Origin of the sequence: Polynucleobacter sp. UK-Mo-2m-Kol15 (assembly GCF_018881505.1) — a bacterium.
In the GTDB taxonomy this organism is placed as follows: Bacteria; Pseudomonadota; Gammaproteobacteria; order Burkholderiales; family Burkholderiaceae; genus Polynucleobacter.
In genome coordinates this window covers 1587286-1614051 of the sequence record NZ_JACVQC010000001.1, presented here as the reverse complement: position 1 = coordinate 1614051, position 26766 = coordinate 1587286, and the positions used below count along the sequence as shown (strand labels likewise).

At 45.8% G+C, this 26766-nt stretch carries 27 protein-coding genes and 1 tRNA gene; 25 read left to right on the top strand and 3 right to left on the bottom strand.

Annotated features, from left to right (window positions below; genetic code table 11):
• Positions 1-26: 26 nt before the first annotated feature.
• Positions 27-1235: a patatin-like phospholipase family protein gene (locus ICN43_RS08350; protein WP_216198619.1), complete on the top strand. Its 1209-nt coding sequence runs from the start codon at positions 27-29 to the stop codon at positions 1233-1235.
• Between the two features lies 1 nt (position 1236).
• Here the strand turns inward: ICN43_RS08350 and ICN43_RS08345 are convergent, their stop codons facing one another.
• Genes ICN43_RS08345 through ICN43_RS08335 form a run of 3 tightly spaced genes read right to left on the bottom strand, consistent with a single transcriptional unit; the run spans position 1237 to position 3970 of the window.
• The gene (locus tag ICN43_RS08345) at positions 1237-2634 is read right to left on the bottom strand and encodes an efflux transporter outer membrane subunit (RefSeq protein WP_216198616.1); all 1398 of its coding nucleotides are present in this window, start codon (positions 2632-2634) and stop codon (positions 1237-1239) included.
• The gene (locus ICN43_RS08340; RefSeq protein ID WP_216198612.1) at positions 2634-3590 is read right to left on the bottom strand and encodes an HlyD family secretion protein; all 957 of its coding nucleotides are present in this window, start codon (positions 3588-3590) and stop codon (positions 2634-2636) included. Before ICN43_RS08340 ends, ICN43_RS08345 begins: the two co-directional genes overlap by 1 nt.
• Positions 3591-3592: 2 nt before the next feature.
• Positions 3593-3970, bottom strand: a complete 378-nt coding sequence (locus ICN43_RS08335; RefSeq protein ID WP_216198609.1) for a DUF3302 domain-containing protein — start codon at positions 3968-3970, stop codon at positions 3593-3595.
• Positions 3971-4260: 290 nt separating this feature from the next.
• Between ICN43_RS08335 and rpsO the strand changes: the two genes are divergently transcribed.
• The 24 genes from rpsO to ICN43_RS08215 all read left to right on the top strand — a co-directional run bounded on the left by rpsO (position 4261) and on the right by ICN43_RS08215 (position 26751).
• On the top strand, positions 4261-4530 hold the full coding sequence (gene rpsO / locus ICN43_RS08330; RefSeq protein ID WP_015420915.1) for a 30S ribosomal protein S15: 270 nt from the start codon (positions 4261-4263) through the stop codon (positions 4528-4530).
• A gap of 271 nt (positions 4531-4801) precedes the next feature.
• Positions 4802-6967, top strand: coding sequence for a polyribonucleotide nucleotidyltransferase (gene pnp / locus ICN43_RS08325; RefSeq protein ID WP_216198606.1), 2166 nt, complete (start codon positions 4802-4804; stop codon positions 6965-6967).
• Positions 6968-6992: 25 nt separating this feature from the next.
• Complete coding sequence (locus tag ICN43_RS08320; protein ID WP_216198602.1) at positions 6993-7991, top strand: NAD(P)H-quinone oxidoreductase; 999 nt, start codon at positions 6993-6995, stop codon at positions 7989-7991.
• A 17-nt stretch (positions 7992-8008) separates the two neighbouring features.
• Positions 8009-8767, top strand: a complete 759-nt coding sequence (gene tpiA, locus ICN43_RS08315; RefSeq protein ID WP_216198599.1) for a triose-phosphate isomerase — start codon at positions 8009-8011, stop codon at positions 8765-8767.
• 22 nt (positions 8768-8789) lie between these two features.
• On the top strand, positions 8790-9137 hold the full coding sequence (secG, locus tag ICN43_RS08310; RefSeq protein WP_216198596.1) for a preprotein translocase subunit SecG: 348 nt from the start codon (positions 8790-8792) through the stop codon (positions 9135-9137).
• An 84-nt stretch (positions 9138-9221) separates the two neighbouring features.
• Positions 9222-9306, top strand: a tRNA-Leu gene (locus ICN43_RS08305).
• Between the two features lie 109 nt (positions 9307-9415).
• On the top strand, positions 9416-9775 hold the full coding sequence (locus ICN43_RS08300; RefSeq protein ID WP_011902892.1) for an NADH-quinone oxidoreductase subunit A: 360 nt from the start codon (positions 9416-9418) through the stop codon (positions 9773-9775).
• Positions 9776-9780: 5 nt separating this feature from the next.
• Positions 9781-10263: an NADH-quinone oxidoreductase subunit B family protein gene (locus tag ICN43_RS08295; protein WP_011902891.1), complete on the top strand. Its 483-nt coding sequence runs from the start codon at positions 9781-9783 to the stop codon at positions 10261-10263.
• Between the two features lie 3 nt (positions 10264-10266).
• Complete coding sequence (locus ICN43_RS08290; RefSeq protein ID WP_216198593.1) at positions 10267-10866, top strand: NADH-quinone oxidoreductase subunit C; 600 nt, start codon at positions 10267-10269, stop codon at positions 10864-10866.
• Between the two features lie 3 nt (positions 10867-10869).
• Positions 10870-12123: an NADH-quinone oxidoreductase subunit D gene (locus tag ICN43_RS08285; protein WP_216198591.1), complete on the top strand. Its 1254-nt coding sequence runs from the start codon at positions 10870-10872 to the stop codon at positions 12121-12123.
• A gap of 23 nt (positions 12124-12146) precedes the next feature.
• Positions 12147-12653, top strand: coding sequence for an NADH-quinone oxidoreductase subunit NuoE (gene nuoE, locus ICN43_RS08280; protein ID WP_216198589.1), 507 nt, complete (start codon positions 12147-12149; stop codon positions 12651-12653).
• On the top strand, positions 12650-13948 hold the full coding sequence (nuoF, locus tag ICN43_RS08275) for an NADH-quinone oxidoreductase subunit NuoF (RefSeq protein WP_216198586.1): 1299 nt from the start codon (positions 12650-12652) through the stop codon (positions 13946-13948). Before nuoE ends, nuoF begins: the two co-directional genes overlap by 4 nt.
• 31 nt (positions 13949-13979) lie before the next feature.
• Positions 13980-16295, top strand: coding sequence for an NADH-quinone oxidoreductase subunit NuoG (nuoG, locus tag ICN43_RS08270; protein WP_216198583.1), 2316 nt, complete (start codon positions 13980-13982; stop codon positions 16293-16295).
• 8 nt (positions 16296-16303) lie between these two features.
• Positions 16304-17377, top strand: coding sequence for an NADH-quinone oxidoreductase subunit NuoH (gene nuoH, locus ICN43_RS08265; protein WP_216198580.1), 1074 nt, complete (start codon positions 16304-16306; stop codon positions 17375-17377).
• Positions 17378-17388: 11 nt separating this feature from the next.
• Positions 17389-17880 (top strand): NADH-quinone oxidoreductase subunit NuoI, encoded by a 492-nt coding sequence (nuoI, locus tag ICN43_RS08260; RefSeq protein WP_216198577.1) that lies wholly within the window; start codon positions 17389-17391, stop codon positions 17878-17880.
• Between the two features lie 21 nt (positions 17881-17901).
• Positions 17902-18549 (top strand): NADH-quinone oxidoreductase subunit J, encoded by a 648-nt coding sequence (locus ICN43_RS08255; RefSeq protein WP_216198574.1) that lies wholly within the window; start codon positions 17902-17904, stop codon positions 18547-18549.
• Positions 18546-18854: an NADH-quinone oxidoreductase subunit NuoK gene (gene nuoK, locus ICN43_RS08250; RefSeq protein WP_216198571.1), complete on the top strand. Its 309-nt coding sequence runs from the start codon at positions 18546-18548 to the stop codon at positions 18852-18854. Before ICN43_RS08255 ends, nuoK begins: the two co-directional genes overlap by 4 nt.
• Positions 18855-18856: 2 nt before the next feature.
• Positions 18857-20917 (top strand): NADH-quinone oxidoreductase subunit L, encoded by a 2061-nt coding sequence (nuoL, locus tag ICN43_RS08245; protein ID WP_216198568.1) that lies wholly within the window; start codon positions 18857-18859, stop codon positions 20915-20917.
• Between the two features lie 24 nt (positions 20918-20941).
• Complete coding sequence (locus ICN43_RS08240; RefSeq protein WP_216198564.1) at positions 20942-22408, top strand: NADH-quinone oxidoreductase subunit M; 1467 nt, start codon at positions 20942-20944, stop codon at positions 22406-22408.
• A 10-nt stretch (positions 22409-22418) separates the two neighbouring features.
• Entirely contained in the window at positions 22419-23924 is a 1506-nt protein-coding gene (nuoN, locus tag ICN43_RS08235; RefSeq protein WP_216198560.1) for an NADH-quinone oxidoreductase subunit NuoN, read from the top strand.
• A gap of 104 nt (positions 23925-24028) precedes the next feature.
• Positions 24029-24631 (top strand): NUDIX domain-containing protein, encoded by a 603-nt coding sequence (locus tag ICN43_RS08230; protein WP_216198557.1) that lies wholly within the window; start codon positions 24029-24031, stop codon positions 24629-24631.
• Between the two features lie 60 nt (positions 24632-24691).
• A complete protein-coding gene (locus ICN43_RS08225; RefSeq protein ID WP_216198554.1) occupies positions 24692-25219 on the top strand; it encodes a DUF1178 family protein in 528 nt (175 codons plus the stop codon).
• Between the two features lie 81 nt (positions 25220-25300).
• Positions 25301-26053 carry a transporter substrate-binding domain-containing protein gene (locus ICN43_RS08220; protein WP_216198551.1) on the top strand — a complete coding sequence of 251 codons (753 nt, stop codon included), beginning with the start codon at positions 25301-25303 and terminating at the stop codon, positions 26051-26053.
• A gap of 44 nt (positions 26054-26097) precedes the next feature.
• Complete coding sequence (locus tag ICN43_RS08215; RefSeq protein ID WP_216198549.1) at positions 26098-26751, top strand: amino acid ABC transporter permease; 654 nt, start codon at positions 26098-26100, stop codon at positions 26749-26751.
• Positions 26752-26766: the final 15 nt, after the last annotated feature.

Genomic DNA, 26766 nt, shown 5'->3' with positions numbered 1-26766 from the left:
ACTTCTCTCACTCAAAATTGCTCATCATGCCTATTCTGTTTCGCCTAACATTCATCTTCTTGATATTTGCCTTAGTGGGGTGTAGCAGCTTGCAGCGCAAAGCGGCAGTGCCATCCCAAGAGATGGGGCAGGCTCAAATCGCCGGCTTGTCAAGCGTGAGATATATGGTTGCCAGTCAATCGAGCATTGATCAAATGGCAGAGGATATTCAGACCGGGTTCAAGGTGAGGGATGAGAAAACATTAAATGCACCGGCAAATTATTTATCACTCTCCGGAGGCGGTGATGATGGTGCATATGGAGCTGGTTTGCTAATTGGTTGGGCTGATCGTGGCGATCGCCCTCAGTTTAATTTGGTCACGGGGATCAGTACGGGCGCTTTAATTGCGCCGTTTGCATTTATGGGGAGAGAGTATGATCCGGCCTTACGGGAGGTCTACACAAAATATGGTCCCCGAGATATTTTTATCGAGCGAGGATTGATCTCGGGTATTTTGAGTGATGGCCTATCTGACACTTCACCTCTCTTTCAATTAATTTCAAAATACATTGATCAAGACTTCTTAAAGAAGGTAGCTAATGAGTACACCTCCAAAAATCGTTGGCTATTGATTGGTACTACCAATTTAGATGCTGGGGTACCCGTGGTATGGAATATGGGCAAGATCGCCAGCATTGGAACTCCTGAAGCGCTTGAGCTATTTAGAAAAATCATGCTCGCCTCCGCATCCATTCCTGGTGCATTTTCACCAGTCATGTTCGATTTTGAGGTGTCCGGCCAAAGTTTTCATGAGATGCATGTGGATGGTGGCGCCATCACTCAAGTATTTCTCTATCCCAGCGCGTTATCTCAAAAGGTAAAAGACCTTGATCTAAAGCTGCAAAAGCAACGTAACGCCTACATCATTCGAAATGCTCGCTTAGATCCGGAGTGGCGTGAAACACAGCGGGGCACTCTGAGTATCATTCAGCGCGCAATCTCTAGCCTGATCCAGACTCAGGGAGTGGGGGATCTGTATCGGATTTATCACACCACTCAGCTTGATGGCGTCGGCTTTAACTTGGCTTATATCGGGTCAGACTTTAAATTTCCCCATAAGACCGAGTTTGATACCGCCTACATGCAAGCGCTGTTTGAGTATGGCTACAAGCAGGGCCTGAGTGGTAAGGAGTGGCAAAAATACCCTCCAGGCTACAAGCGCGGATTTGATGATGCGCCATCAAAGGCTAATTGATCTAGTTAGCTGAACCGCCGAGCGCTAAATATAAGTTGACTCGCTGCGTGAGGGCATCAAGCCTCCCTTGTCGCCAGTTCATTTCGCTGGTATTAGTTCTGATAGTTTGTTGCTGCACTTGGCGTAGATCAATGCGACCAATTTGCAGTTCAGCCCGGGTATTTTGCATGATGCGCTTCTGCTCATTGAGCTGTATCTCGAGTTGCTTACTTCGTTCTCGCCAGCTGGCTTCGCCGGAGAGTGCGTTTTCAACATCACTAAAGGCAGTTAATACGGTCTTGCCATAATTGGCTAATGCTGCTTGCGCCTCAGCATTTTGGTAGGCGATTTGAGCCTCAATAGTGCCACCTTGAAAGAGTGGGATCATTGCATTGGCGCCTACACCAAAACTAGTATTGGGACCATTAAGCAGAGTAAATACTTGACTATTGATATAGCCAAAGCCAGTGGTCAGACTAATCTTTGGCAGGCGCGCTAAACGTTTTTCATCAGCAAGATAGAAGGCGCTATTTACTCTGGCTTCGGCAGCAATGAGATCTAGCCGACGCTCTAACAAGTCAGCAGGTAAGCCTGTGCCAACGGGTTCAGGCAATGCCGGTAACTTGGTAGTTTTCAGAGCTTGCGCTTGAGGGTAGCGACCAAGCAAAATCTGCACTGCGCGCAGTGCTTGATCTCTGGTTTGTGCTGCATTAAGCGCAGCTTCTTTACTCTGAGCTGCGCTGGCGTTAGCCATTGAGACTTCAGTAAGAGATGATGCGCCAATTCTCTCGCGAGTTTGTATAAGTTCAGCATATTTTCCAGCAGCAAGCGCATTGTCATCAGCCAGCTGCGCTTGCTCTTGAAGATTGCGTGCAAGCCAGACAGATTTGGTCAGGGTAGCAATTAAAGAAAGGCGAGCTGCATCTTGATCGGCGTTGATTGCTTTGGCATTCTGCTCTGCACCTGCTACCGAGGTCCTCACTCTTCCCCAAAGATCAAGTTCCCAGTTCGCGCCGATATAGTAACCAGTAATGCCGGTACCGCTTGAGCCGACCTTTCCACCAGTATTGCCGATAGCATTGACGCCGGGGTATTGGGCACCACCTGCTGCATCAATGAGCGCAGTTGATTGGCTGCGTCTGGCGGCAATGATTTGAACATCGGGATTATTCTTGAGGGCCTCAGCTACGAGTTCATTCAGTTCAGGATCATTAAATTGTTTAAGCCACCCATCGTCTACTTGTAGCCCGCTGACATTTGAAATGACTGCAAATTGATTTGGTATTGCAACAGTCGGTAATGCTTTTTCGGCAAGCTCTTTATTGCCCTGAACTTTACTAATTGTGCAAGCACTTAGCAAGGCGGCGCTGATTAAAGCAAATGCCGCCAAAGTCCCTCGAGAGAAGAAATTTTTACGCATTAATGTAGCTTAGGAATAATGTAGTTCAGTTTGGTGCTAATTCTGAGCATCACTTTACGAATCACATGTAAGAATGCAAGATGATCTGTATATACCGCCCCATCTCCCACTGCACCGGCTGGTAATAGTAATTCAGCATGACGATCATCCATCACCAGTTTGACGGCAAAGCGATTGGGGGCTATGTCTTTTAAGCCGGTAGTTGGCATATTGCCGCTAGCATTTAGCTGACCCTGTCCTTCAGCGAGAATGACAGACTCTACTCGGGCCTTGAGAATCTTCCCGGGAAAGCTAGGGACATAAAACTCTGCTTCATTACCTACTTCAATTTGATGCAATTCGTTTTGTGAGAACAAGGCATATATTTGCGGAGCATCCTCCATGAATGTCATGACGGAGGCAATTGGAAATGCGGCAACAAAAGCACCGGGCCTTAATTGCACATTCACAATAGTGCCATCACTAGGCGCTCTTACTATAGTCTGATCTAAATCGTATTGAAGGCTAATTATTTGTTGGCTCAATTCAGCTAGATCCGCCTCTGCCTTTTCTAAGTCAAATCGATTGCCTGCGCCACTATTCACAAGCGCTTGATTTTCTTGTAAACGAAGTTTGGCTAGTTTCAGTTTGGCAGTCATCGCATTCACAGATGCCTGGTATTGAGTGGGATCAATCTTAAAAAGGATATCTCCTTTTTTAACGCGCTGGTTAATAGAAACGGGCACCTCGATTACGCGACCCTTCACTTGGCTGACAATGCCTACGGAATTTCTGATAACTAGTACGTTGCTAGAGGAGGGCGAGAATATATTCAACAGCAGGATCAAGGTGATCATGCCTACAACTGGGATAGTGAAAACAATGACCTTGGCAATGGTGTTCCAAGGCAAAAGTTTGTACTTAAAGAAGATCAACCAAACAATACCAGCGTAGATGCCAAGTATCAGCGCTTCCATAATTATTTCACCTCAGGATTCTGTTCTTTATCTAAGGGCATGTATTTATCAGTCCCATAGGCAATTTTGTACATCGTGGGGCGGGTATAGGCCCACAGATAGGCAAAAGGCCAGAGCAAACCACCTACAAAGAGGGACAGGATGCACAAGGCATGAATGGCATCTCTTTGAGGGTGCTCTCTTTGTTTGGCAATCGTATCTGGGAGGATGTGGACATACCAAAAGGCAGCAATGAGACCAATAGGCATCACGATCAGAACAACCCAGGAAATGATATTTGCGAAGTCATCTATGAGCTCTGGAGGCAGAAAAGAAGCGCTCACTAAAGTGGGGCAAAGCATTAAAGCAAGTAAAAGGGGGGTAAAAAAGGTCTTTTTCATGAGTTTTTGTCTTTGCTTGCTAGGTCTAACACCTTTTTTAAGGGTGATGCCAGGTTGCTAATATTGCTTATCCCATTGATTTATAAAGAAAATTATTAGAAATTAGCACTAATCGTTATAAAGTTCAGGGCTTATAGTAACGGAATTTCAGTGTCCTTAAGGTGTTTTAAGGCCTCATCTGCTACAATTCGATGGCTTTGATTTGTAAAGCTTTTTTGTTTTATTTGATTAATAAATGCACGACACAAATTGGGTGAAAGCTCTGGTGTTCGCAAGTAAGGAGTATGAAAATGGCAGTTGCTGATATTAAAACGGCGGAAATCGTCAAAGAAAACGCGCGCAGCGCAAACGATACGGGTAGCCCTGAAGTGCAAGTTTCATTGCTAACAGCCCGCATCAATGAATTAACCCCCCATTTCAAAGCTAACGCTAAAGATCATCACAGCCGTCGTGGTTTGTTGAAGATGGTTTCACGCCGTCGCCGCCTTTTGGATTACCTCAAGGGCAAGGATTTGGGTCGCTACCGCGCATTGATTGAGAAATTAGGTCTCCGTAAGTAATTCTTATCAGTATTGCAATGCCATCTTTCCTAGGGTTGTTTCTTAACAGAATCAGTCTTAAGTAGATGGCATGTTTTTTGAGCGCCTCAAGATTATTTGTGTAGGGGATTGTGTCATTCCAATGAGTTTCTGGGTTGAGGAATCCAGTGCCTCCCTGGAATGGCATCCCTTGTGATCTTCAAACGCTCCAGTGTTGTCGTGACACTGCTTTATCCCACGGCAAGCGTGAAATCCATGTGGCTTTCATGTGAACAATTTGGAGAAGATCAGAATGACTATGTTTAAAAAAGTAGTAAAAACGTTTCAATGGGGTAACCACCAAGTAACAATGGAAACAGGCGAGATTGCTCGTCAATCTGGTGGTGCTGTCATCGTTAATGTGGATGACACCGTAGTAATGGGCACTGTAGTTGCCTCTAAATCCGCCAAGCCAGGCCAGTCATTTTTCCCATTGACTGTTGACTACCTTGAAAAAACTTACGCTGCAGGAAAAATTCCTGGTGGCTTCTTCCGTCGCGAAGGTCGTCCATCAGAAGGAGAGACATTGATCTCCCGTTTGATTGACCGTCCATTGCGTCCCTTGTTTCCAGAAGGTTTCTTGAACGAGGTTCAGGTAGTAGTTCATGTGTTGTCTATCAACCCAGATGTTCCTGCGGATATTCCTGCATTGATCGCTGCTTCTGCAGCTTTGGCTGTTTCAGGTATCCCGTTTGCTGGTCCAGTTGGCGCAGCACGTGTTGGTTATGCTAATGGCCAATACCTCTTGAATCCTACTCGTACAGAGCAAGCTACTAGCGAAATGGATTTGATTGTTGCTGGTACACAAGCTGCTGTATTGATGGTGGAGTCAGAGGCGAACCAGTTGTCAGAGGAAGTAATGTTGGGTGCGGTTGTATATGGTCATGACCAAATGCAAACTGCGATCAATGCTATTAATGATTTAGTGCGCGAAGCTGGTAAGCCAGAGTGGGATTGGACTGCCGCTCCTAAAGATGAACCATTCATCGCCAAAGTCACTGCATTGGCTGAAGCGCCATTACGTGAGGCATATCAGATTCGTCAAAAAGGTGCTCGTTCAGACAAGCTCAAAGAAATCACTAAAACAGTTGTTGCTAAGTTACAAGAGGAAGGCGATGTTGACGCTGTTGCCGTTAACGACATCTTGTTTGAAATCGAAGCGAAGATTGTTCGTAGCCAGATTTTGAATGGCGAGCCACGTATTGATGGTCGTGATACACGTACTGTTCGTCCGATTGAAATTCGTAATGGTGTATTGCCACGCACACACGGTTCAGCATTGTTTACTCGTGGTGAAACGCAGGCGCTCGTAGTCGCCACTTTGGGTACTGCGCGTGATGAGCAGATCATCGATGCGCTCGAAGGTGAGTATCGTGATCGCTTCATGTTCCACTACAACATGCCTCCGTTCGCAACCGGTGAAACTGGTCGTGTAGGTAGCCCTAAGCGCCGCGAAATCGGTCATGGTCGTTTGGCTAAACGCGCATTGATCCCGGTATTGCCAAGTGCTGAAGATTTTGCCTACAGTATTCGCGTAGTTTCAGAAATTACTGAGTCCAATGGCTCTTCATCCATGGCTTCCGTGTGCGGTGGTTGTTTGGCAATGATGGATGCCGGTGTTCCAGTTAAGGCACACGTTGCTGGTGTTGCAATGGGCTTGATTTTGGATGGCAACCGTTTTGCTGTTCTGACAGATATCTTGGGTGATGAAGATCACTTAGGCGATATGGACTTTAAAGTAGCAGGTACTGCTAATGGTATTACTGCTTTGCAAATGGACATTAAAGTTCAAGGTATTACTAAAGAAATCATGCAAGTTGCTTTGGCTCAAGCTAAAGAAGGCCGTTTGCACATTTTGAGCAAGATGCAAGAAGCGATGGGTTCAGTTCGTACTGAGTTGTCTGCACATGCTCCACGTATGGTTTCTTTCAAGATTCATCCAGACAAGATTCGTGAAGTGATCGGTAAGGGTGGCGCAACAATTCAAGCCTTGACCAAAGAAACTGGCTGTAGCATCGACATTAAAGATGACGGCACTGTAACAATCGCTTCTACTTCTGCTGAAGGCATGGCTGAAGCAAAAGCACGGATCGAAGGCATTACTGCTGAAGCTGAAGTAGGTAAGATCTACGAGGGACCAGTAGTGAAGTTACTCGAGTTTGGAGCTTTGGTAAACATTCTTCCAGGTAAAGACGGTCTCTTGCATATCTCAGAAATTTCTAATGAGCGTGTAAAAGAAGTTAAAGACTATTTAGCAGAAGGCCAGGTAGTGCGCGTGAAGTTGTTAGCTGCTGATGAGCGTGGTCGTTTGCGCTTATCTCTGAAGGCTGCAATGGCGGATGAGGGCGGCACGATTGCTCCATTAGCTGGTGCTGAAGCTACTGCTGATACTGCTCCTGCATCTAGCGAATCTGCTTAAGTTAGGTTAGCGAGCGGGAGTTCATATGCGCGTAATGGAAATCAAAGAATTTGGCGCACCAGAAATGCTGGTGTCTGCTACTCGTCCTGATCCAGAAGCTCCGGCTGCTGGTTCGGGTGAGATTTTGATTAAGGTGATTGCTGCTGGAATTAATCGTCCAGATGTTTTGCAGCGCAAAGGTCATTACCCAGTTCCTGCAGGCGCATCTGATATTCCTGGTCTCGAAGTTGCTGGTGAGATTGTTGGCGGTGACTTATCCCATGCTGACAATTTGTTTGGTCTCAAGGTTGGCGATAAGGTTTGTGCGCTTGTGCAAGGTGGCGGTTACGCAGAATTGTGTACTGCGCCGATTGCTCAATGCTTACCTTATCCAAAAGGATTTTCCGATCAAGAGGCTGCTGCATTGCCTGAAACTTTTTATACCGTATGGAGTAATGTCTTCATGCGCGGTGAACTATCTGAAGGTGAAACTTTGTTGGTACAGGGTGGCTCCAGTGGAATTGGTGTAACTGCTATTTTGATTGCCAAAGCTTTGGGTCATAAAGTATTTGTTACCGCCGGTACAGATGAGAAGTGCGCAGCTTGCGTTGCTTTAGGTGCTGATTTGGCAATCAATTACAAGACGCAAGATTTCGCAGAAGAGGTGAAGAAGGCCACGGGCGGAAAGGGTGTCAATGTTGTGCTCGACATGGTTACTGGCGCTTATGTACAGAAAGAAATTGACTGCTTGGCTGATGATGGCCGTATTGTGATTATTGCAATTATGGGTGGTTCTAAAGCAGAAGTGAATACTGGACAAATTTTGCGTCGTCGTTTAACTATTACAGGCTCTACATTGCGCCCACGCCCAGTGTCATTTAAGAAGCAAATTACTCAGCAGTTGTATACGCGTATCTGGCCTTTGCTTGATGCGGGCAAGTTAAAGCCGGTGATTTATAAAACATTTACCTTGGATCACGCGGCTGATGCCCATCGTTTGATGGAGTCTTCTGAGCACGTTGGCAAGATTGTGTTGACCGTTTAAGTATTGGGTCTGATTTAATGCGTCCACTAACTGTTATCGGCAACTGGAAAATGAACGGTAGTCTTGCGAGTAATGCAGACTGGGTCAAGACCGTTTGTCGTGGCATGGAGCAGGGTATGCCAGCGGGTCGAAAATATGCTGTGTGTGTTCCGGCCCCTTATTTGTCCCAGTGTAGCGATTTGATTCGAGATTGCTCCTTAGCTTTTTTAAGTTTGGGCGCTCAAGATGTATCAGCGTATGCTTCCGGAGCATATACAGGTGACATTGCCGCATCCATGCTAAACGAATTAGGCTGTACTTATATTATTGTGGGGCATTCTGAGCGCCGCCAATTTCATCATGAGGTTGACGAGCAGGTCGCTGAGAAAGCCCTTCAGGCCCTAGATAATGGCATGACTCCAGTTATTTGCGTTGGCGAGTCTGCTGACGAACGCAACTCTGGCCGCGAGATCGAGGTGGTTCGAGGCCAAATTTCAAAGCAAGTAGCTATTTTGCAAGATCGATTGGCCGACTGTCTGATTGCATATGAGCCCATTTGGGCGATTGGCACCGGTAGGGTGGCAAGTGCGCAGATGGCTCAGGATATGCACCGAGCAATTCGCTTGCAGTTGGCGGAGTTTGATGAGGATGTAGCTTCCCATGTGGGAATTTTGTATGGCGGTAGTGTTAAACCTGACAATGCCGTTGAACTTTTTGCAATGCCCGATATTGATGGTGGATTGATTGGGGGTGCCTCTTTGAACCCACAAGATTTCTTGGCTATTTGTCGGGCCTAGATTTTTTATTTGGAGACAAGTCATGGAATGGTTTAAGACTTTACTGATCGTTTTACAGGTTATTTCAGGTTTGGCTGTGATCTTGCTTGTATTGCTTCAACAAGGCAAGGGCGCTGATATGGGTGCTGCTTTTGGTTCCGGATCTTCCGGTAGCGTTTTTGGCGCTAGTGGCTCAGCTAATTTCCTGTCCCATACAACTGCCATTTTTGCGGCAATCTTTTTTATTTGTACTTTGGGCATTACTTGGATTGGGAATAAAAAAGAGGTCAGCCCTGGTGTTTTGTCCGGTACCGTAGCTCCTGTTGTGGCCCCAGCTCCTGAGCCGATTGCCCCAGCGCAAGATCCAAGCAAGCCTGCTGTCCCGAAGTAAAAAAGTAGGTTTTAAGCCTTTCTGACTCGTTTTTTGGGTCAGTTTAGTGGTGCAATGCAGTAGAATTAACAAGTTTTACAAGATGCCGACGTGGTGAAATTGGTAGACACGCTATCTTGAGGGGGTAGTGGCTTAGGCTGTGCGAGTTCGAGTCTCGCCGTCGGCACCAAATTGTAAAATTTGTAGGGTTTCTTGCTGTAAATCAAAGTTTTATGTAGTGCAGTAATTGATAATTTGCTGTCTCCATTGTTTTACCAGACGAACGACTCAGGGCCATTTTGAATCTCGCTAATTACTTTCCCGTTCTTCTTTTCATCCTAGTAGGTATTGGGGTTGGTTTGGTCCCCATGTTCCTTGGGAAAATTTTGGCTCCTTCAAAGCCAGATGCTGAAAAACTGTCTCCTTATGAGTGTGGTTTTGAGGCTTTTGAAGATGCGCGTATGAAGTTTGACGTGCGTTACTACCTCATAGCCATCCTCTTTATCTTGTTTGACTTAGAAACTGCATTCTTGTTCCCGTGGGGCGTAGCCTTGCGTGACATTGGTTGGTTCGGCTACGCCTCTATGGTGATTTTTCTCTTGGAATTTATCGTGGGCTTCGTATATATCTGGAAAAAGGGCGCTCTCGACTGGGAGTGATCGATATGGCATTAGAAGGCGTTCTCAAAGAAGGATTTGTTACTACTACTGCAGACCAGCTTATTAACTGGACTCGTAATGGTTCTTTATGGCCAATGACATTTGGCCTTGCTTGCTGCGCGGTAGAGATGATGCACGCAGGGGCATCCCGTTATGACTTGGATCGATTCGGGGTGGTTTTTCGCCCATCTCCACGTCAATCAGATTTGATGATTGTAGCCGGCACCTTGTGTAACAAGATGGCTCCAGCCCTTCGTAAGGTTTACGATCAAATGCCTGAGCCGCGCTGGGTAATCTCTATGGGTTCTTGCGCCAATGGCGGGGGCTATTACCATAATTCGTATTCAGTAGTTCGCGGCTGTGACCGCATTGTGCCGGTAGATATCTATGTTCCTGGCTGCCCTCCAACTGCAGAAGCCTTGATCTATGGAATTATCCAGTTGCAATCTAAGATCGCTCGCACTAGCACGATCGCGCGGAAGGCTTAAACCATGTCAGATCGTTTAGTTCAACTCGCCACCAATCTAGAAAAATTTTTAGGTAAGCGTGCCCAGTCCATTGAAATTGCTTTGGGTGAAGTGACTGTAGTTGTTAAAGCAGAAGCTTACTTTGAGTCTGCCATGCTTTTGCGTGATGAGCCTTCATTGGCTTTTGAGCAATTGATTGATTTGTGTGGCGTAGATTACCAAGATTTCCGTGAAGGGCAGTGGGGTGGTCAGCGCTTTGGAGTTGTTAGTCACCTGTTGTCTATTGAGCATAACTGGCGTTTACGCTTACGTGTATTCGCACCAGAAGATGTATATCCGGTTGTCGCCTCTCTAACCCCCGTTTGGTCTTCTGCTAACTGGTTTGAGCGAGAAGCATTTGATCTGTTCGGTATCTTGTTTGATGGCCATGAAGACTTACGTCGCATCTTGACTGATTATGGTTTTATCGGCCATCCATTTAGAAAAGATTTTCCAATCTCTGGAAACGTAGAAATGCGTTACGACCCTGAGCTAAAGCGGGTGGTGTATCAGCCTGTCACTATTGAAGCCCGTGAGATTACGCCACGTATCGTGCGCGAAGAGCAGTACGGAGGCTCGGTTTAAGTCATGGCACAAATTAAGAACTACACCCTCAACTTTGGCCCTCAACACCCTGCGGCACACGGCGTACTGAGGCTAGTGTTAGAGCTTGATGGAGAAGTCATTCAACGTGCTGATCCGCACATTGGTCTATTGCATCGTGCTACAGAAAAATTAGCTGAGACACGTACTTGGATCCAAAATGTTCCTTACATGGATCGCTTGGACTATGTATCGATGATGTCAAACGAACATGCGTACGTCATGGCGATTGAGAAGTTACTGCAAATAGACGTACCTTTGCGTGCTCAATACATACGTGTGATGTATGACGAGTTAACCCGCCTACTGAATCATCTCTTATGGATTGGTTGCCATGGTCTCGATGTTGGCGCGATGGCTGTGTTTTTATATGCCTTCCGCGATCGTGAAGATATTTTTGATATGTACGAAGCTGTTTCAGGGGCTCGTATGCATGCTGCCTACTATCGTCCAGGTGGCGTCTATCGCGATCTGCCAGCGGAAATGGCTCAGTACTCAAAGTCTAAGATTCGTAGTGCTTCCGCAATCAAACGGTTAAATGAAAACCGTAGCGGCACTTTGCTCGACTTCATTGAGCAGTTCTCAGATGGGTTTGATGCCAATGTAGATGAGTATTGCAATCTCCTAACGGATAACCGTATATGGAAACAGCGCTTAGTTGGTATTGGTGTTGTCTCCCCTGAGCGCGCTTTGCAATTGGGTTTCACTGGCCCCATGCTGCGTGGATCTGGTATTGAGTGGGACTTACGCAAAAAGCAACCTTACGAAACTTACGACAAAATTGACTTTGATATTCCGGTGGGCGTAAATGGCGATTCTTATGATCGTTACCTTGTCCGCATGGAGGAAATGCGTCAATCCAATCGCATTATTAAACAGTGTGTAGCTTGGCTTAAAGCAAATGATGGCCCGGTTATGAGTGATAACCATAAAGTGGCTCCGCCAAAACGTGTCGATATGAAGACCAATATGGAGGAGTTGATTCACCATTTCAAACTCTTTACTGAAGGAATGCACGTTCCTGATGGAGAGGCTTACTCTGCTGTTGAACATCCAAAAGGCGAATTTGGTATTTATTTGGTTTCTGATGGCGCTAATAAGCCATACCGTATGAAGATTCGTGCGCCAGGGTTTGTACATCTCTCCGCAATGGATGAAATGTCACGCGGCCATATGTTGGCTGATGCCGTAACTATTATTGGTACCCAAGATATTGTGTTCGGGGAGATTGACCGCTAATACAGCGCGCCAAGGATGAATTCATGACAACAACTCTTCAACTATCTGATAAAACGCTTGCAGATATTGCGCGTAATGTCGCTAAATACCCCGCAGAGCAAAAGCAGTCTGCTGTGATGGCCGCTCTGATTGCTGCCCAAACTGAAGTGGGCTGGGTATCGCCGGAAGTTATTGCAACAGTTGCTCAAATTTTGGAAATGCCAACTATCGCTGTAGATGAAGTTGCTACCTTCTACAACATGTACAACACCAAACGAATTGGTAAGTACAAGTTAGTGATTTGTACAAATCTGCCTTGCCAGTTAACTCACGGTGAAACTGCTGCCAACTACTTGAAAGAAACTTTGGCTATTGGCTATAACGAAACTACAGCTTGCGGAACATTTACTCTAAAAGAAGGTGAGTGTATGGGGGCTTGTGGAGACTCGCCAGTCATGTTGGTTAATGACAAGCGGATGTGTAGCTTTATGAGCAAAGAAAAGATTGATGCTTTGTTAAGCGAACTCCGTGCAGAAGGGAAGGCGGTATGACCAGCTTGCACGATAGACACATTAAGCCTTTAATCCTCGCTGGGTTAAATGGCGAAAACTGGCGTTTAAAAGATTACGAAAGCCGTGGCGGTTATCAACAGCTACGTCGTATCATCAACGACAAGATTGCACCCGATGCAATCATTGCCGAATTAAAAGCATCCTCACTTCGTGGTCGTGGAGGCGCTGGCTTCCCAACAGGATTGAAATGGAGCTTTATGCCCCGCCAATTCCCTGGTCAGAAGTATTTAGTTTGCAATAGTGATGAAGGCGAGCCGGGTACATTTAAGGACCGCGACATCATGCGTTACAACCCGCATGCCTTGATTGAGGGCATGATTATTGGTGCTTATACTATGGGTATCAGCGTGGGTTATAACTATATCCATGGTGAAATTTTTGCAGTATATGAGCGCTTTGAAGAGGCGCTTGAAGAAGCCCGCGCTGCTGGATATCTCGGCGACAAAATTATGGGCAGTGATTTCAACTTCCAATTGCATGCCACTCCGGGTTGGGGTGCATACATTTGTGGTGAAGAGACTGCTCTTTTGGAGTCGCTTGAAGGCAAGAAGGGTCAGCCTCGCTTTAAACCACCTTTTCCAGCTAGTTTCGGTTTATATGGCAAGCCAACGACGATCAATAACACTGAAACATTTGCTGCCGTTCCATTCATCATGGCAATTGGTGGTCCAGCGTATTTAGAATTAGGCAAGCCAAATAATGGCGGTACAAAGATTTTCTCTATCTCTGGAGACGTTACCTATCCAGGTAACTACGAGATTCCATTGGGCACGCCATTTGCTGACTTGCTAAAGCTTGCTGGTGGTATGCGTGATGGGATTCCATTGAAGGCTGTAATTCCTGGTGGATCTTCTTCCCCAGTTATTCCTGGTGCTGAGATGATGACTCTCACAATGGATTACGACAGCATCGCGAAAGCAGGCTCGATGTTGGGATCTGGTGCCGTCATCGTCATGAATGAAACCCGCTGTATGGTTCGCGCCTTAGAGCGCCTGTCTTATTTCTATCACGAAGAGTCATGCGGTCAGTGCACCCCTTGTCGTGAGGGTACTGGCTGGTTATGGCGCATTGTTCACCGTATTGAGCATGGTGAAGGGCGTCCAGAAGATTTGGATTTATTAAATGATGTAGCAGCCAATATTCAGGGTCGAACAATTTGCGCCTTGGGTGATGCTGCTGCTATGCCGGTTCGTGGCATGTTAAAGCATTACATGGATGAATTTGCATATCACGTAGAACATAAGCGCTGCTTAGATTCTGCTAAACCTTTATAAGACATTGAGCACGGGACATCTTAAAGTGAGCATGGTTGAAATCGAATTGGATGGTAAGGTAGTAGAAGTTCCGCAAGGTTCGATGGTGATGCACGCCGCGAATAAGCTCGGCACTTATATTCCTCACTTCTGCTATCACAAGAAATTATCTATCGCCGCTAACTGCCGTATGTGTTTAGTGGAGGTTGAGAAAGCTCCAAAGCCATTGCCAGCTTGCGCAACACCAGTGACACAAGGTATGAAGGTATTTACGCACTCCGCTAAAGCTGTTGAGGCGCAACGCTCTGTCATGGAATTTCTGCTGATTAACCATCCTTTAGATTGCCCAATTTGCGATCAGGGCGGTGAGTGCCAGTTACAAGATTTAGCGGTTGGTTATGGTAAATCGAATTCACGCTATGAAGAAGAGAAGCGTGTTGTTTTTCATAAGAATGTAGGTCCACTTATCTCTATGCAAGAGATGACACGCTGCATCCATTGCACCCGTTGTGTGCGCTTTGGTCAAGAAGTTGCCGGGGTAATGGAATTGGGCATGGTCAATCGTGGCGAGCATTCTGAAATCACGACTTTTGCAGGTCAAACAATTGATTCAGAGCTTTCTGGAAACATGATTGATATTTGCCCGGTTGGCGCTTTAACAAGTAAGCCATTTCGCTATGCAGCGCGTACTTGGGAATTAGGCCGTAAGCGTTCAGTAAGTCCGCATGACAGTCTGGGTGCGAACACCACCATTCAAACTAAGGCCAACAAAGTAATGCGAGTTGTTGCCTTAGAGAATGATGCAATTAATGAGTGCTGGATTAGCGATCGTGATCGTTTTGCTTACGAAGGTCTAAACAGTGCAGATCGTGTCACTACACCAATGGTGAAGCAGGGCGGTCAGTGGTTGGAGACTGATTGGCAGTCTGTAATGGATTACGTAGCTCACTCACTCAAAACAATTTCTTCTGAGAGTGGTCCTGAAGCAGTTGCCGCATTAGCGCACCCCATTTCTAGTACAGAAGAGTTGTATCTCCTTCAGAAGATGATTCGCGGTTTGGGTTCTAAACAAATTGAGACTCGTTTACGTCAGACTGACGTAAAAGGTTCTGCCTCTGCTCCATGGTTGGGTATGCCGATTAGTAAGCTAAGTGAGCTGGATCGTATTCTGGTCATTGGAAGCTTCTTGCGTAAGGAGCAGCCATTGATTGCTGCGCGTCTACGCACTGCAACTAAGCGTGGCTTGCAAGTTTCACGTATTGATGCTGGTGGCGATGATTGGTTAATTCCTGCAATTAGTAGTGCTGCAACTCCAAGCGCATGGCTCAATACATTGAGTGAAGTCGCATTGGCTGTTGCTAAAGTGAAATCTGTTAGCGCTCCATCCGGTATACCTAACTTACCAGTGTCTGCAACTGCGCAAAAGATTGCAGATAGCTTGCTCTCCGGTACATCCACTTCTGTATTGCTCGGCTCTGCCGCAATCGCGCATCCACAAGCATCTGACTTGCATGTCTTGGCACAATTTATCGCAGAGCAAACTGGTGCAACTTTTGGCTTCTTGCCTGTCGGTGGTAACGCTGTTGGTGCTAGCTTGGCGAATGCCAACGGTGCTGGTATTGAATCGGTTCTTTCTGGTGATCGTCGTGCTGTGATCTTGATGAATATCGAGCCTGATATGGATTTACCAAATCCAGCAGAAGCGCGCGCTGCATTGTCAAAAGCCAATACGGTGATTGCCTTGAGTGCATATAAGAGTGCTGATCTGCTTGAGGTGGCTGATGTGATTCTGCCGATCTCTACATTTACTGAGACAGTGTCTACTTTTGTCAATGCTGAAGGTCGATCACAAACGATTCAGCCAGCCGTCAAACCTTTGGGCGATTCGCGTCCAGCATGGAAGGTTCTCCGTGTTTTAGGTGGTTTATTAAATTTAGATGGCTTCCTCTACAACATGCCTGAAGAGGTATTGGGTGAAGCGCTTGGTGAAAATTACTGCACTAAGTTATCAAATCAATCCACGGCTACTGGTTTAAGCAATGGGAATGTAAGCACATTTGCTGGTTTAGAGCGTTTATCTGATGTCGGTATTTATGCCGGCGATCCAATTGTTCGCCGCTCATCAGCATTGCAGCTAACGAGTGACGCTAAGCGTGGCAATCAAGTTGGTTTAGGTCAAGCACTATTTAATGAGTTGGGCTTGAAAGAGGGTGATGCTGTGCGAGTGACCCAGGGTGGTCATTCAACAGATTTGCCTGCCACATTAGAAGCGAACCTAGCTAAGGCTGCCGTCAGAATTTCTGCGGGAACAATAGCTAGCGCTCAATTGGGATCGATGTTTGGTCCAGTAACTGTTAGTAAGGTATAAGGGACGAGATGGATAATTTCTTGAACCTCATTACTACTCAAGGTGAGGCTATCTTCGGCTCACTATGGCCACTCGTTTGGGCTTTGGTACGCATTGTGATTATCGTGTTGCCGATGTTTGGCGCTGTTGCTTACATGACCCTTTGGGAGCGTAAGTTAATCGGCTGGATGCATATCCGCCTTGGACCGAATCGTGTTGGTCCCTTAGGTTTGTTGCAGCCAATTGCTGATGCCTTGAAGTTATTGATGAAGGAGATTATTTCTCCAACTCAAGCTAGCAAAGTGCTGTATTTCATTGCTCCAGTCATGGTGATTATGCCGGCTTTCGCTGCTTGGGCTGTAATCCCATTCCAAGCCAAAATGGTTCTGGCTGATGTCAACGCTGGATTGCTCTACGTTTTAGCAATCTCATCTATTGGTGTTTATGGCGTGATCTTGGCGGGTTGGTCTTCTAACTCTAAATATCCATTCTTGGGTGCTATGCGCGCTTCAGCGCAAATGATTTCCTATGAAATCGCCATGGGCTTTGCATTAGTTACTGTGTTGCTAACTTCCGGTTCTTTGAATCTGAGCACGATTGTTGCTTCACAAGAGCAGGGATACTTTGCTAGCATAGGCTTGAATTTCCTATCTTGGAACTGGCTGCCATTGCTGCCGATGTTCTTGATTTACTTTATCTCTGGTGTAGCTGAAACCAATCGCCATCCATTTGACGTAGTTGAGGGCGAGTCTGAGATTGTTGCTGGCCACATGGTTGAGTACTCTGGCATGGCGTTTGCGATGTTCTTCTTGGCCGAATATGCCAATATGATTTTGATCGCCGCATTGGCTTCCACCATGTTCTTGGGTGGTTGGTTGCCTATCGTTGACTTGCCAATTCTTCGCGATATCCCTGGCTTCTTTTGGTTGTTTGCCAAAACCTTTTTCCTCTTGTCTTGTGTTATCTGGTTGCGTGCCACATTGCCACGCTATCGCTATGACCAAATCATGCGTTTGGGCTGGAAAATCTTTATTCCCATCTCCGTATTCTGGGTGGTAGTTGTTGGCGCTTGGGTTGTTTCCCCACTGAATATTTGGAAATAAGTTGATCAATCATGTTTAAGAAAATCTCCCAATTCCTTGATAGCTTGATGCTGAGAGATATTTTGGTCGGTATGTCGATTACTGGTCGCTATCTCTTTAAACCAAAAATTACCGTCCAATACCCCGAGGAGAAAACACCACAATCTGCTCGCTTCCGTGGTTTGCATGCTTTGCGCCGCTATGAAAATGGGGAAGAGCGTTGCATTGGCTGCAAATTATGTGAGGCTGTTTGTCCTGCCTACGCTATCACAATTGAAACTGCTGAGCGTGATGACGGTACGCGTCGCACCAGTCGCTATGACATTGACTTAACAAAGTGTATTTTCTGTGGTTTCTGCGAAGAGGCTTGCCCAGTTGACGCTATTGTCGAGACTAATATTTTTGAGTATTTCGGTGATAAGCGTGGGGATTTATATTTCACCAAAGAAATGCTCTTGGCAGTAGGTGATAAGTATGAAAAAGATATTGCCGCTAACCGCGCAGCTGATGCGCCTTATCGTTAATCGAATAGAGCACAACGACATATGACATTCGATACCTCTACATTATTTGTAGCCTTCTTTTACGCGTTTGCCGGACTTTTGGTGCTATCAGCGCTGCGCGTGATTACTGCACGCAATCCGGTGCATGCCGCACTGTTCTTAGTTTTAGCTTTCTTCTGTGCTTCTGGCTTATGGATGCTTCTGAAGGCGGAGTTCTTAAGTTTGGCTTTGATTCTTGTCTACGTCGGCGCAGTAATGGTGCTCTTCCTATTCGTAGTCATGATGCTGGATCTTGATCTTGAGCATTTGCGACGCGACTTCAAGAAATTCTTACCTGTAGCCTTCTTGATGGGTGCGGTCATTGTATTGGAGTTGTCTATCGTCTTGATTCGTAGCTTTATCGGTACTAGTGCTCCAGTGCAGCCGATGCTCGAGGAGATGGCAACAAGTAATACGCATGCCTTGGGTATGCTAATTTTTGTTGATTATGTTTTCGCCTTCGAGGTTGCAGGTGTGATTCTGTTGGTAGCCATTATTGCTGCCGTTGCATTGACTTTGCGTAATCGCAAGGACTCTAAATCCCAAAATATCCACGAGCAGGTGAATGTGAACTCTGCCGATCGTATGCGCATTATCAAGATGGATTCAGATATGGCTGCCAAGCAAGATGCACGCGGGGGGAAAAAATGACTATTACCTTAGCGCACTACTTAGTGCTTGGTGCAATTTTGTTTGCGACTAGCGTGGTTGGTATTTTCTTGAACCGCAAGAACGTCATCGTGCTTTTAATGGCCATTGAATTGATGCTCCTCTCGGTGAACATGAACTTTGTAGCCTTCTCTCATTATTTGGGTGATATGGCTGGTCAAGTATTCGTATTCTTTATTTTGACTGTGGCTGCTGCTGAGGCGGCTATCGGTTTGGCAATCTTGGTTGTTCTCTTCCGTAAGGTAGACACCATTAATGCTGAAGACCTTGACCACCTAAAAGGCTAGGCATGCAATTGACCTTAACTCTTCCTGTTCTCTGTGCAATTCCGCTTGCACCACTATTTGGTTCAGTTATTGCCGGATTATTCGGTACTAAATTAGGCGGTAATCGCATCGGTAACGGTGCCTGCCAGTTTGTAACCATTCTTGGCGTAATGATCTCTTTCGTTCTCTCTTGCTTCGTGCTCGTTCAGGTGATGGATGGTTTCTATTTCAATGGCACCGTCTATCGCTGGATGCAATTAGGTGAGCTCAATCTCGATATTGGCTTCTTAATTGATCCACTGTCAGCTACTATGATATGTGTTGTGACCTTCGTCTCCTTGATGGTTCATATTTACACTATTGGTTATATGAAGGGCGAAGAGGGCTATAACCGCTTCTTCTCATACATCTCACTCTTTACCTTTGCCATGTTGATGTTGGTAATGAGTAACAACCTCTTGCAATTATTCTTCGGTTGGGAGGCAGTGGGCGTGGTTTCTTATTTGTTGATTGGTTTCTACTTTGAGCGCCAATCAGCCGTGTTTGCAAATATGAAAGCCTTTTTAGTGAACCGTGTTGGTGACTTTGGTTTCATTCTAGGTATTGGGCTCCTTTTAGCCAGCACTGGCTCTATGAACTACGACGTGATCTTTGCTCAGAACACCACATTAGCTGCGCAAACATTGCCGGGCACTAGCTGGAATTTAGTCACCGTAGCTTGTATCTGTCTCTTCATTGGTGCAATGGGTAAATCTGCACAGTTTCCATTGCATGTCTGGTTGCCCGATTCGATGGAGGGTCCAACCCCTATTTCCGCATTGATTCACGCTGCAACGATGGTTACTGCCGGCATCTTCATGGTGTCGCGCATGTCACCGTTGTTTGAGTTATCTGATGTGGCATTAAGCTTCATCCTGGTGATTGGTTCTATCACTGCTCTATTCATGGGATTCTTGGGCATAGTCCAGACCGATATCAAGCGGGTTGTCGCTTATTCAACGCTTTCTCAGTTGGGTTATATGACTATCGCTTTGGGTGTATCCGCCTATCCGATTGCTATCTTCCATTTGATGACACACGCATTCTTCAAGGCGCTCTTATTCCTTGCAGCAGGCAGCGTGATTTTGGGTATGCACCATGAGCAAGATATGCGCAAGATGGGCGGTCTTTGGAAGTATATGCCTATCACTTGTTTAATGATGTTATTGGGTAATTTGGCATTAATTGGTACACCATTCTTTTCAGGCTTCTATTCAAAAGACTCCATCATCGAAGCTGTAGCTGCTAGCCATATTCCTGGATCCGGTTTTGCTTACTTCGCAGTGATGGCAAGTGTCTTCGTAACGGCCTTGTATTCATTCCGTCTGTATTTCTATGTATTCCATGGCAAAGCACGTTGGGGTCATGAAGATGCCCATGCGCACGATCACCATCATGATCATGCAGAGCAGGGTGATGACCATGCGCACCATGGTTTGGCTCCCGGTCAAAAACCACATGAATCACCATTTGTTGTGACATTGCCCTTGATGCTTCTGGCTATTCCATCGGTCATCATCGGTTATTACACAATTACTCCATTATTGTTTGGTACCTATTTCGGCGATTCTATTTTTATTGATCTAGCTCGCCATCCAGTCATGAAAGAGTTAGAGGATGAGTTTTATGGCCCAATCGCGATGGCGATGCATTCACTGACATCCCCGGTATTGCTTTTGGTTGTTCTAGGTGTCTTGACCGCAGCAATTGGCTACCTCTGGGCCCCAAAACTGCCTGGCGTAGTAGCTCAAGCATTTGCCCCCATCAAGAAATTGATGGATAACAAATACTATCTCGACGATTTAAACCAAGTGGTATTCGCCAAAGGTTTGTTGTGGATCGGCGGCGTCTTGTGGCATCGCGGTGATCAACAGGCTATCGATGGCTTCTTGGTTAATGGTAGTGCGCATGCAGTAGGGCGCTTTTCAGCGGTGATTCGCCATTTGCAATCCGGTTATCTCTATCACTATGCCTTTGCAATGATTGCAGGCTTGGCGGTTTTGCTCGCTTGGGTTTTGTACGCTTACCTGCCTTTTGTTCGCTAGGCCTTTGTTACTTAAGTAGCCATCATGATTCTTTCTTACGCCATCTGGATCCCGATTTTTTTCGGCATCATTATTCTGTTCTTCGGCTCAGAGAAGCCGACCTCCGGTGTCCGCTGGTTGGCTCTCATAGGCTCTGTTCTTGGCTTTATTGCAACTCTTCCTCTAGTGATGCAATTTGATATCGCCAATCCTGGTATGCAGTTTGTTGAAAAGACGAGCTGGATTCCTCGCTACGATATTAACTATCACTTAGGTATCGACGGCATCTCCGTTTGGTTCATTGTTTTAACTGCATTCATCAATATTTTTGTTGTCATTGCTGCATGGGAGGTTATTGATAAGAAGGTCTCTCAGTATATGGCCTCTTTTTTGATTCTCTCTGGATTAATGATTGGTGTATTCGCTGCTCTAGATGCCTTATTGTTCTATGTATTCTTCGAGGCAACCCTTATTCCGATGTACATCATCATCGGTGTGTGGGGCGGTCATAACCGTATCTATGCGGCTTTCAAATTCTTTTTGTACACCTTGCTTGGATCATTGTTGACCTTGATTGCTATGTTGTACTTGTATAACGCAACCAATACTTTTGACATATTGGCTTGGCATAATGCCCGCCTCGATATTGTTGAGCAAATCCTCCTATTCTTTGCCTTTTTCATGGCGTTCGCTGTAAAAGTGCCAATGTGGCCATTACATACTTGGTTACCAGATGTTCACGTTGAGGCACCAACAGGCGGTTCTGTGGTCTTGGCTGCGATTATGTTGAAGCTGGGTGCTTATGGTTTCTTGCGTTTCTCTCTCCCGATTGCTCCAGATGCAAGTCAGTTCCTTGGACCATTTGTGATCTTCCTATCTTTGGTTGCTGTTATTTATGTTGGTGCCGTGGCTTTGGTCCAAAAGGATATGAAGAAGTTGGTTGCTTACTCATCAGTAGCGCATATGGGTTTTGTGACTCTTGGCTTCTTCCTCTTTAGTCCGCTGGGTATTGAGGGCGGTATTGTGCAGATGATCTCCCATGGATTTGTAGCGGGTGCAATGTTCCTTTCAATTGGCGTATTGTATGACCGTATGCATACCCGCCAGATAGCTGATTACGGTGGGGTGGTTCACCGTATGCCTGCGTTTACAGCTTTTGCGGTATTGATGGCAATGGCGAACTGCGGTTTACCTGCAACATCAGGATTTGTCGGTGAGTTTATGGTGATTTTGGGTGCCGTAGATTATGACTTTGTGATTGGCATCTTGGCGGCAACCGCTTTGATTCTGGGTGCTGCTTATTCCTTATGGATGGTAAAGCGCGTATTCTTCGGCGCGATTGCCAACCAACATGTCGAGGAATTAAAAGATCTCAATGCCCGTGAGTTCTTCATGATGGCTGTGCTCTCTATCTGCGTGATCGGAATGGGTGTTTATCCAAAACCGTTCACTGACATTATTCATCCGTCCGTGATTAATCTGCTGCAGCATATTGCTGTTAGCAAACTCTGAGTAAAAGCTAATGCAAGCATTTGACCTATACGCCGTAATGCCGGAACTTGTTTTACTTGTAGTTGCCTGCCTTTTATTAGTAGCCAGCGTCTATGTTCCGGAACGTCAACCAGCAACTCCTGGGGTGGAGCAGGATATTTTCCATACACCGCGTGGTGTTGGTTTTGTATATTTTTTCACCATCATTTTGTTGGTGTATTTGATTTTTGCATTCGTAGCCCGGATTGGCGATGTCTCCATTGTTGCCATGAATGGTTTATTTCAGTCTGACCCAATCTCCAATCTTCTCAAGGCGTGCTCCTGCGGTGCAGTTTTGGTGACCTTGGTATATTCAAAGCAGTACCTGACTGACCGTGCACTCTTTCGCCCAGACTTTATTGTTTTAGCCTTGTTGGCTTTATTGGGCCAGTGCGTATTGATCTCTGGCGCCAATCTGTTGACTCTGTATTTGGGTCTAGAGTTAATGGCTTTGCCAACGTATGCTTTGGTAGCAATGCGTCATAACAGCGAAAAGAGTGTTGAAGCTGGTATTAAGTATTTCATTCTTGGCGCCCTAGCTTCAGGCTTCTTGCTTTACGGAATGTCTATGCTGTATGGTGTAACTGGCTCGCTTGATTTGATTGAGATCTTCAGAACAGTAGCTGATCCACGCATCAATCACTTAGTGATGGCTTTTGGCTTAGTGTTTATTGTTTCTGGCTTGGCCTTCAAGTTGGGTGTTGTGCCATTCCATATGTGGGTTCCTGATGTGTATCAAGGTGCACCAACAGCAGTGACATTGATGATTGCCGCGGCACCAAAGATTGCTGCCTTTGCTTTGCTATTCCGCTTACTTGTAAATACCTTGTTGCCTCTCCTAGGGGACTGGCAACCGATGTTGGTATTGCTAGCCGTCTTGTCATTAGTAGTTGGTAACGTTACTGCTATTGCCCAAACTAATTTGAAGCGTATGTTAGCTTACTCTGCCATTGCTCAAATGGGCTTTGTACTTCTGGGTATGCTATCTGTATTTGATGATCATGCTTTTAGCGCATCCATGTTTTATGCCATTACTTACGTATTAACCACATTAGGTAGCTTTGGCTTCTTGATGATGTTGTCACGTAAAGGCCATGATTGCGAGACTCTTGATGACCTCAAGGGCCTAAATAAGCGCCATCCTTGGTTTGCTTTCATTGGCCTAGTGATGATGTTCTCGTTGGCTGGCATCCCTCCAACAGTAGGTTTTGCCGCCAAGTTAGGTGTTCTTGAAGCCTTGGTTGATGGTGAGCATACATTCCTAGCAATTATTGCCGTGATCGCATCATTGATCGGTGCTTTCTACTACCTCAGAGTGGTTAAGGTGATGTACTTTGATGAGCCAAAAGAAGAACATGCTGCAGAGATTTCGGGATCCAGTTTCGCTCGTGGATTATTGAGTCTGAATGCGGTATTTATTCTGGCCCTAGGCATTTTCCCGGCTGGCCTTATGGCTTTGTGTCTCGATGCTATGCGCCGCACCTTATTGGGCTCATAAGAGAAAGCATTAATGGCTTGTAATAAAGGCTCCTATTGGGAGCCTTTTTCATTTCTGTCATCTGAGTTTTGTAAGATGGATGTTCAATACACGAGAGAAGCGTAATGACTGAAAAATCCTTTAAAAATCTTCCTGTTGGCGATGCCCATTTGAAAGAAACGCGTTTATCTGGCGAAGATATCTACGGCGGCATCTTTTTGAAAATGAAGCGCGATCAAGTGAGCCTGCCTGATGGTAAGCAAGCGGTACGTGAGTACCTCACTCATCCTGGGGCAGTGGCTATTTTGGCAATCTTGGATGATGGCAGGATATTAATGGAGCGCCAATACCGATATCCTATTGCAAAGGCCTGTATTGAGATTCCTGCAGGTAAGCTAGAAATGGGTGAGGATCAATTGCTTTGTGCGCAGCGAGAGTTGGAAGAGGAGACGGGATATTCCGCAAGCAAGTGGAGCTTTATCCGCCGCATCCATCCAGTGATTTCTTATTCGACGGAATTTATTGATATCTATCTTGCTGAAGGCTTGGTCTCCGGCAAAAGTCATTTAGATGATGAAGAGTTTTTGGATGTCTTTGCTGCACCTCTTGAGCAATTATTGGAGTGGGTAGAGCAGGGTGAGATTACGGATGTGAAAACGACGATTGCGACCTACTGGTTAGACCGCTATCGTCGTGGTTTAGTGAGTCCTAAGCCCATCTCTGATTAATTTGATAATCCTATTAAAATAGAGCATTGAATTTGGTATTTTTGCCCCTATATAAGTCATATGAAAGTTTATAACCTCGCTTGCCCGCTGGATCATCGCTTTGAGGGTTGGTTTGCCTCTGAGGAAGATTGCCTTGCTCAACAAAGTAAGGGGATGCTGGCATGTCCTATTTGCGATAGTACTGAGATTGCTCGTATGCCATCGGCTCCGCATATTGCCAAATCGGGCTCTAGCAAGGCTATTTCTACCTCAACTGAAATGACTGTTCCCGCCCCTGCTGCAATGGATCATTCTGGCGTTAGTAGCGGAGTAAGTGGTGATGTTGTTGCCTTGACTGGTGGTGATCATTCGCAGTTGGAGGCGCAAGTACAGGCGGCCTTTTTAAAAGGCATGCGTGAGCTAATGGGGCGATCTGAGGATGTTGGTAGCTCTTTCGCCGAAGAGGCCCGCAAAATTCACTACAAAGAATCTCCTGAGCGAAGTATTCGTGGCCAAACTACTCTGGATGAGGCTGAGGCTTTACGAGATGAGGGTATAGAAGTCATGGCGATGCCGATGTTACCCGCCTTGAAAAATACCTTGCAGTAGCCAGCCCGCCCCTAATTCCCCTATACTTACTATGCACCCAGAGCTTGGGTATCAATACTTACTAGGATAGGAGAGGTACGCATGAAACGTTTTTTTCTGGCACTATTTTCGGCTGTTTTAGCGCTCAGCATTGTGGCTTGCTCCAAGTCCTCAGACACCAAAGAAATCAAAGTGGCTGTATCGCCTGCATCTGCTCCAATGTTGTTTGATGATAAGGGCAAGATTGTCGGCGTTGATATGGATATTTTTCAGGGCTATTGCCAGTCTCGGGGTTGCACTTTTAAGGTCACTCCATATGATTGGGCTGGGATGTTAGGCGCCGTATCTAGCGGTCAGGCTGATGTAGCTTTCTCAGGCATCTCAATTACGGATAAACGTAAGGAGGTGATGGATTTTTCTCAGCCTTACTATGACAATGCATGGCATTTGGTGAGTATGAAGAATAAAAATATTCAGATCACTGATTTAAGTCAACTCAAGAAATACTCAATTGGCTATCCACGTGGAATGGCTTACGATGATCTCATTAAGAATGAGTTGGAGCCAAAAGGCTATTACTCACTAAGCAAGGTCAAACTTTATCCTTCATATACCGAGGTAGTTACCGATCTCCAGAACGGTAACTTGGATCTAGCCTTTATTGAAGAGCCAGTATTTCTCAATTATGAAAACAAGCTAAAGCTACCGATTCAGAGTAGCTATGTATTCAAGGGCTTTGACAAGCTTGGCTTTGCTTTTGCTAAAGGCTCCAAGCTACGTGATGACTTTGATAAATACCTCAATGAACTTGGCCCAGAAAAAATCAAAGCGATTTTGGATAAGTGGATGAAATAATCGCCCCTCATCAAGATCTTAATAAGTAGTCGAAAGCCTGCCCTGTGACTTTTCTGGATATTCTTGCCCAGTTAGCTCAGGGCATTTTTTATACGGTTGTAGTGACGCTGGTTTGCTCGCTGACGGGCTTGGTAGTTGGTTTGCTAATGGCAAGTCTACGTCGCCTCGATAGTCCCTGGTTGATTCCATTGATTGATTGTTACACCTATGTATTTAGGGGCGTGCCAGTCTTAGTTCTGCTCTTCATGGTGTACTTTGGATTGCCGGGTATTGGTTTTAAGGTTCCTCCACTAATGGCGATGGCGCTCAGCTTAGGTCTAGTAGCGTCTGCCTATTTAGCAGAGGTATTTCGGGGTGCGTTTAATTCTGTAGATCCTGCTGAGATCATTGCTGCCCAAGCGATGGGTATGACCCGAATTCAGGTGCTGCGATATATTGAGTGGCCGCAAATGTTGCGCTTTTCGATTCCGGGCATGGTAAATGAATTCACCTCAGTTTTAAAGTACTCGCCATTTGCCTATACCGTTGGAATTCCCGAGATTACAAAACAGGCCATGACCTTGACTTCAACAACGCTACGCGGGATAGAGGTTTATCTAGCGGTGGGTATCCTCTATTTTGTGATTTACCGAATTTGCTTGGTCGGGGTTCAATTACTAAGTAAGCGTTTTCAAATCCCTGGAATGAGTCCAGCATGAGTATCAATATGACAA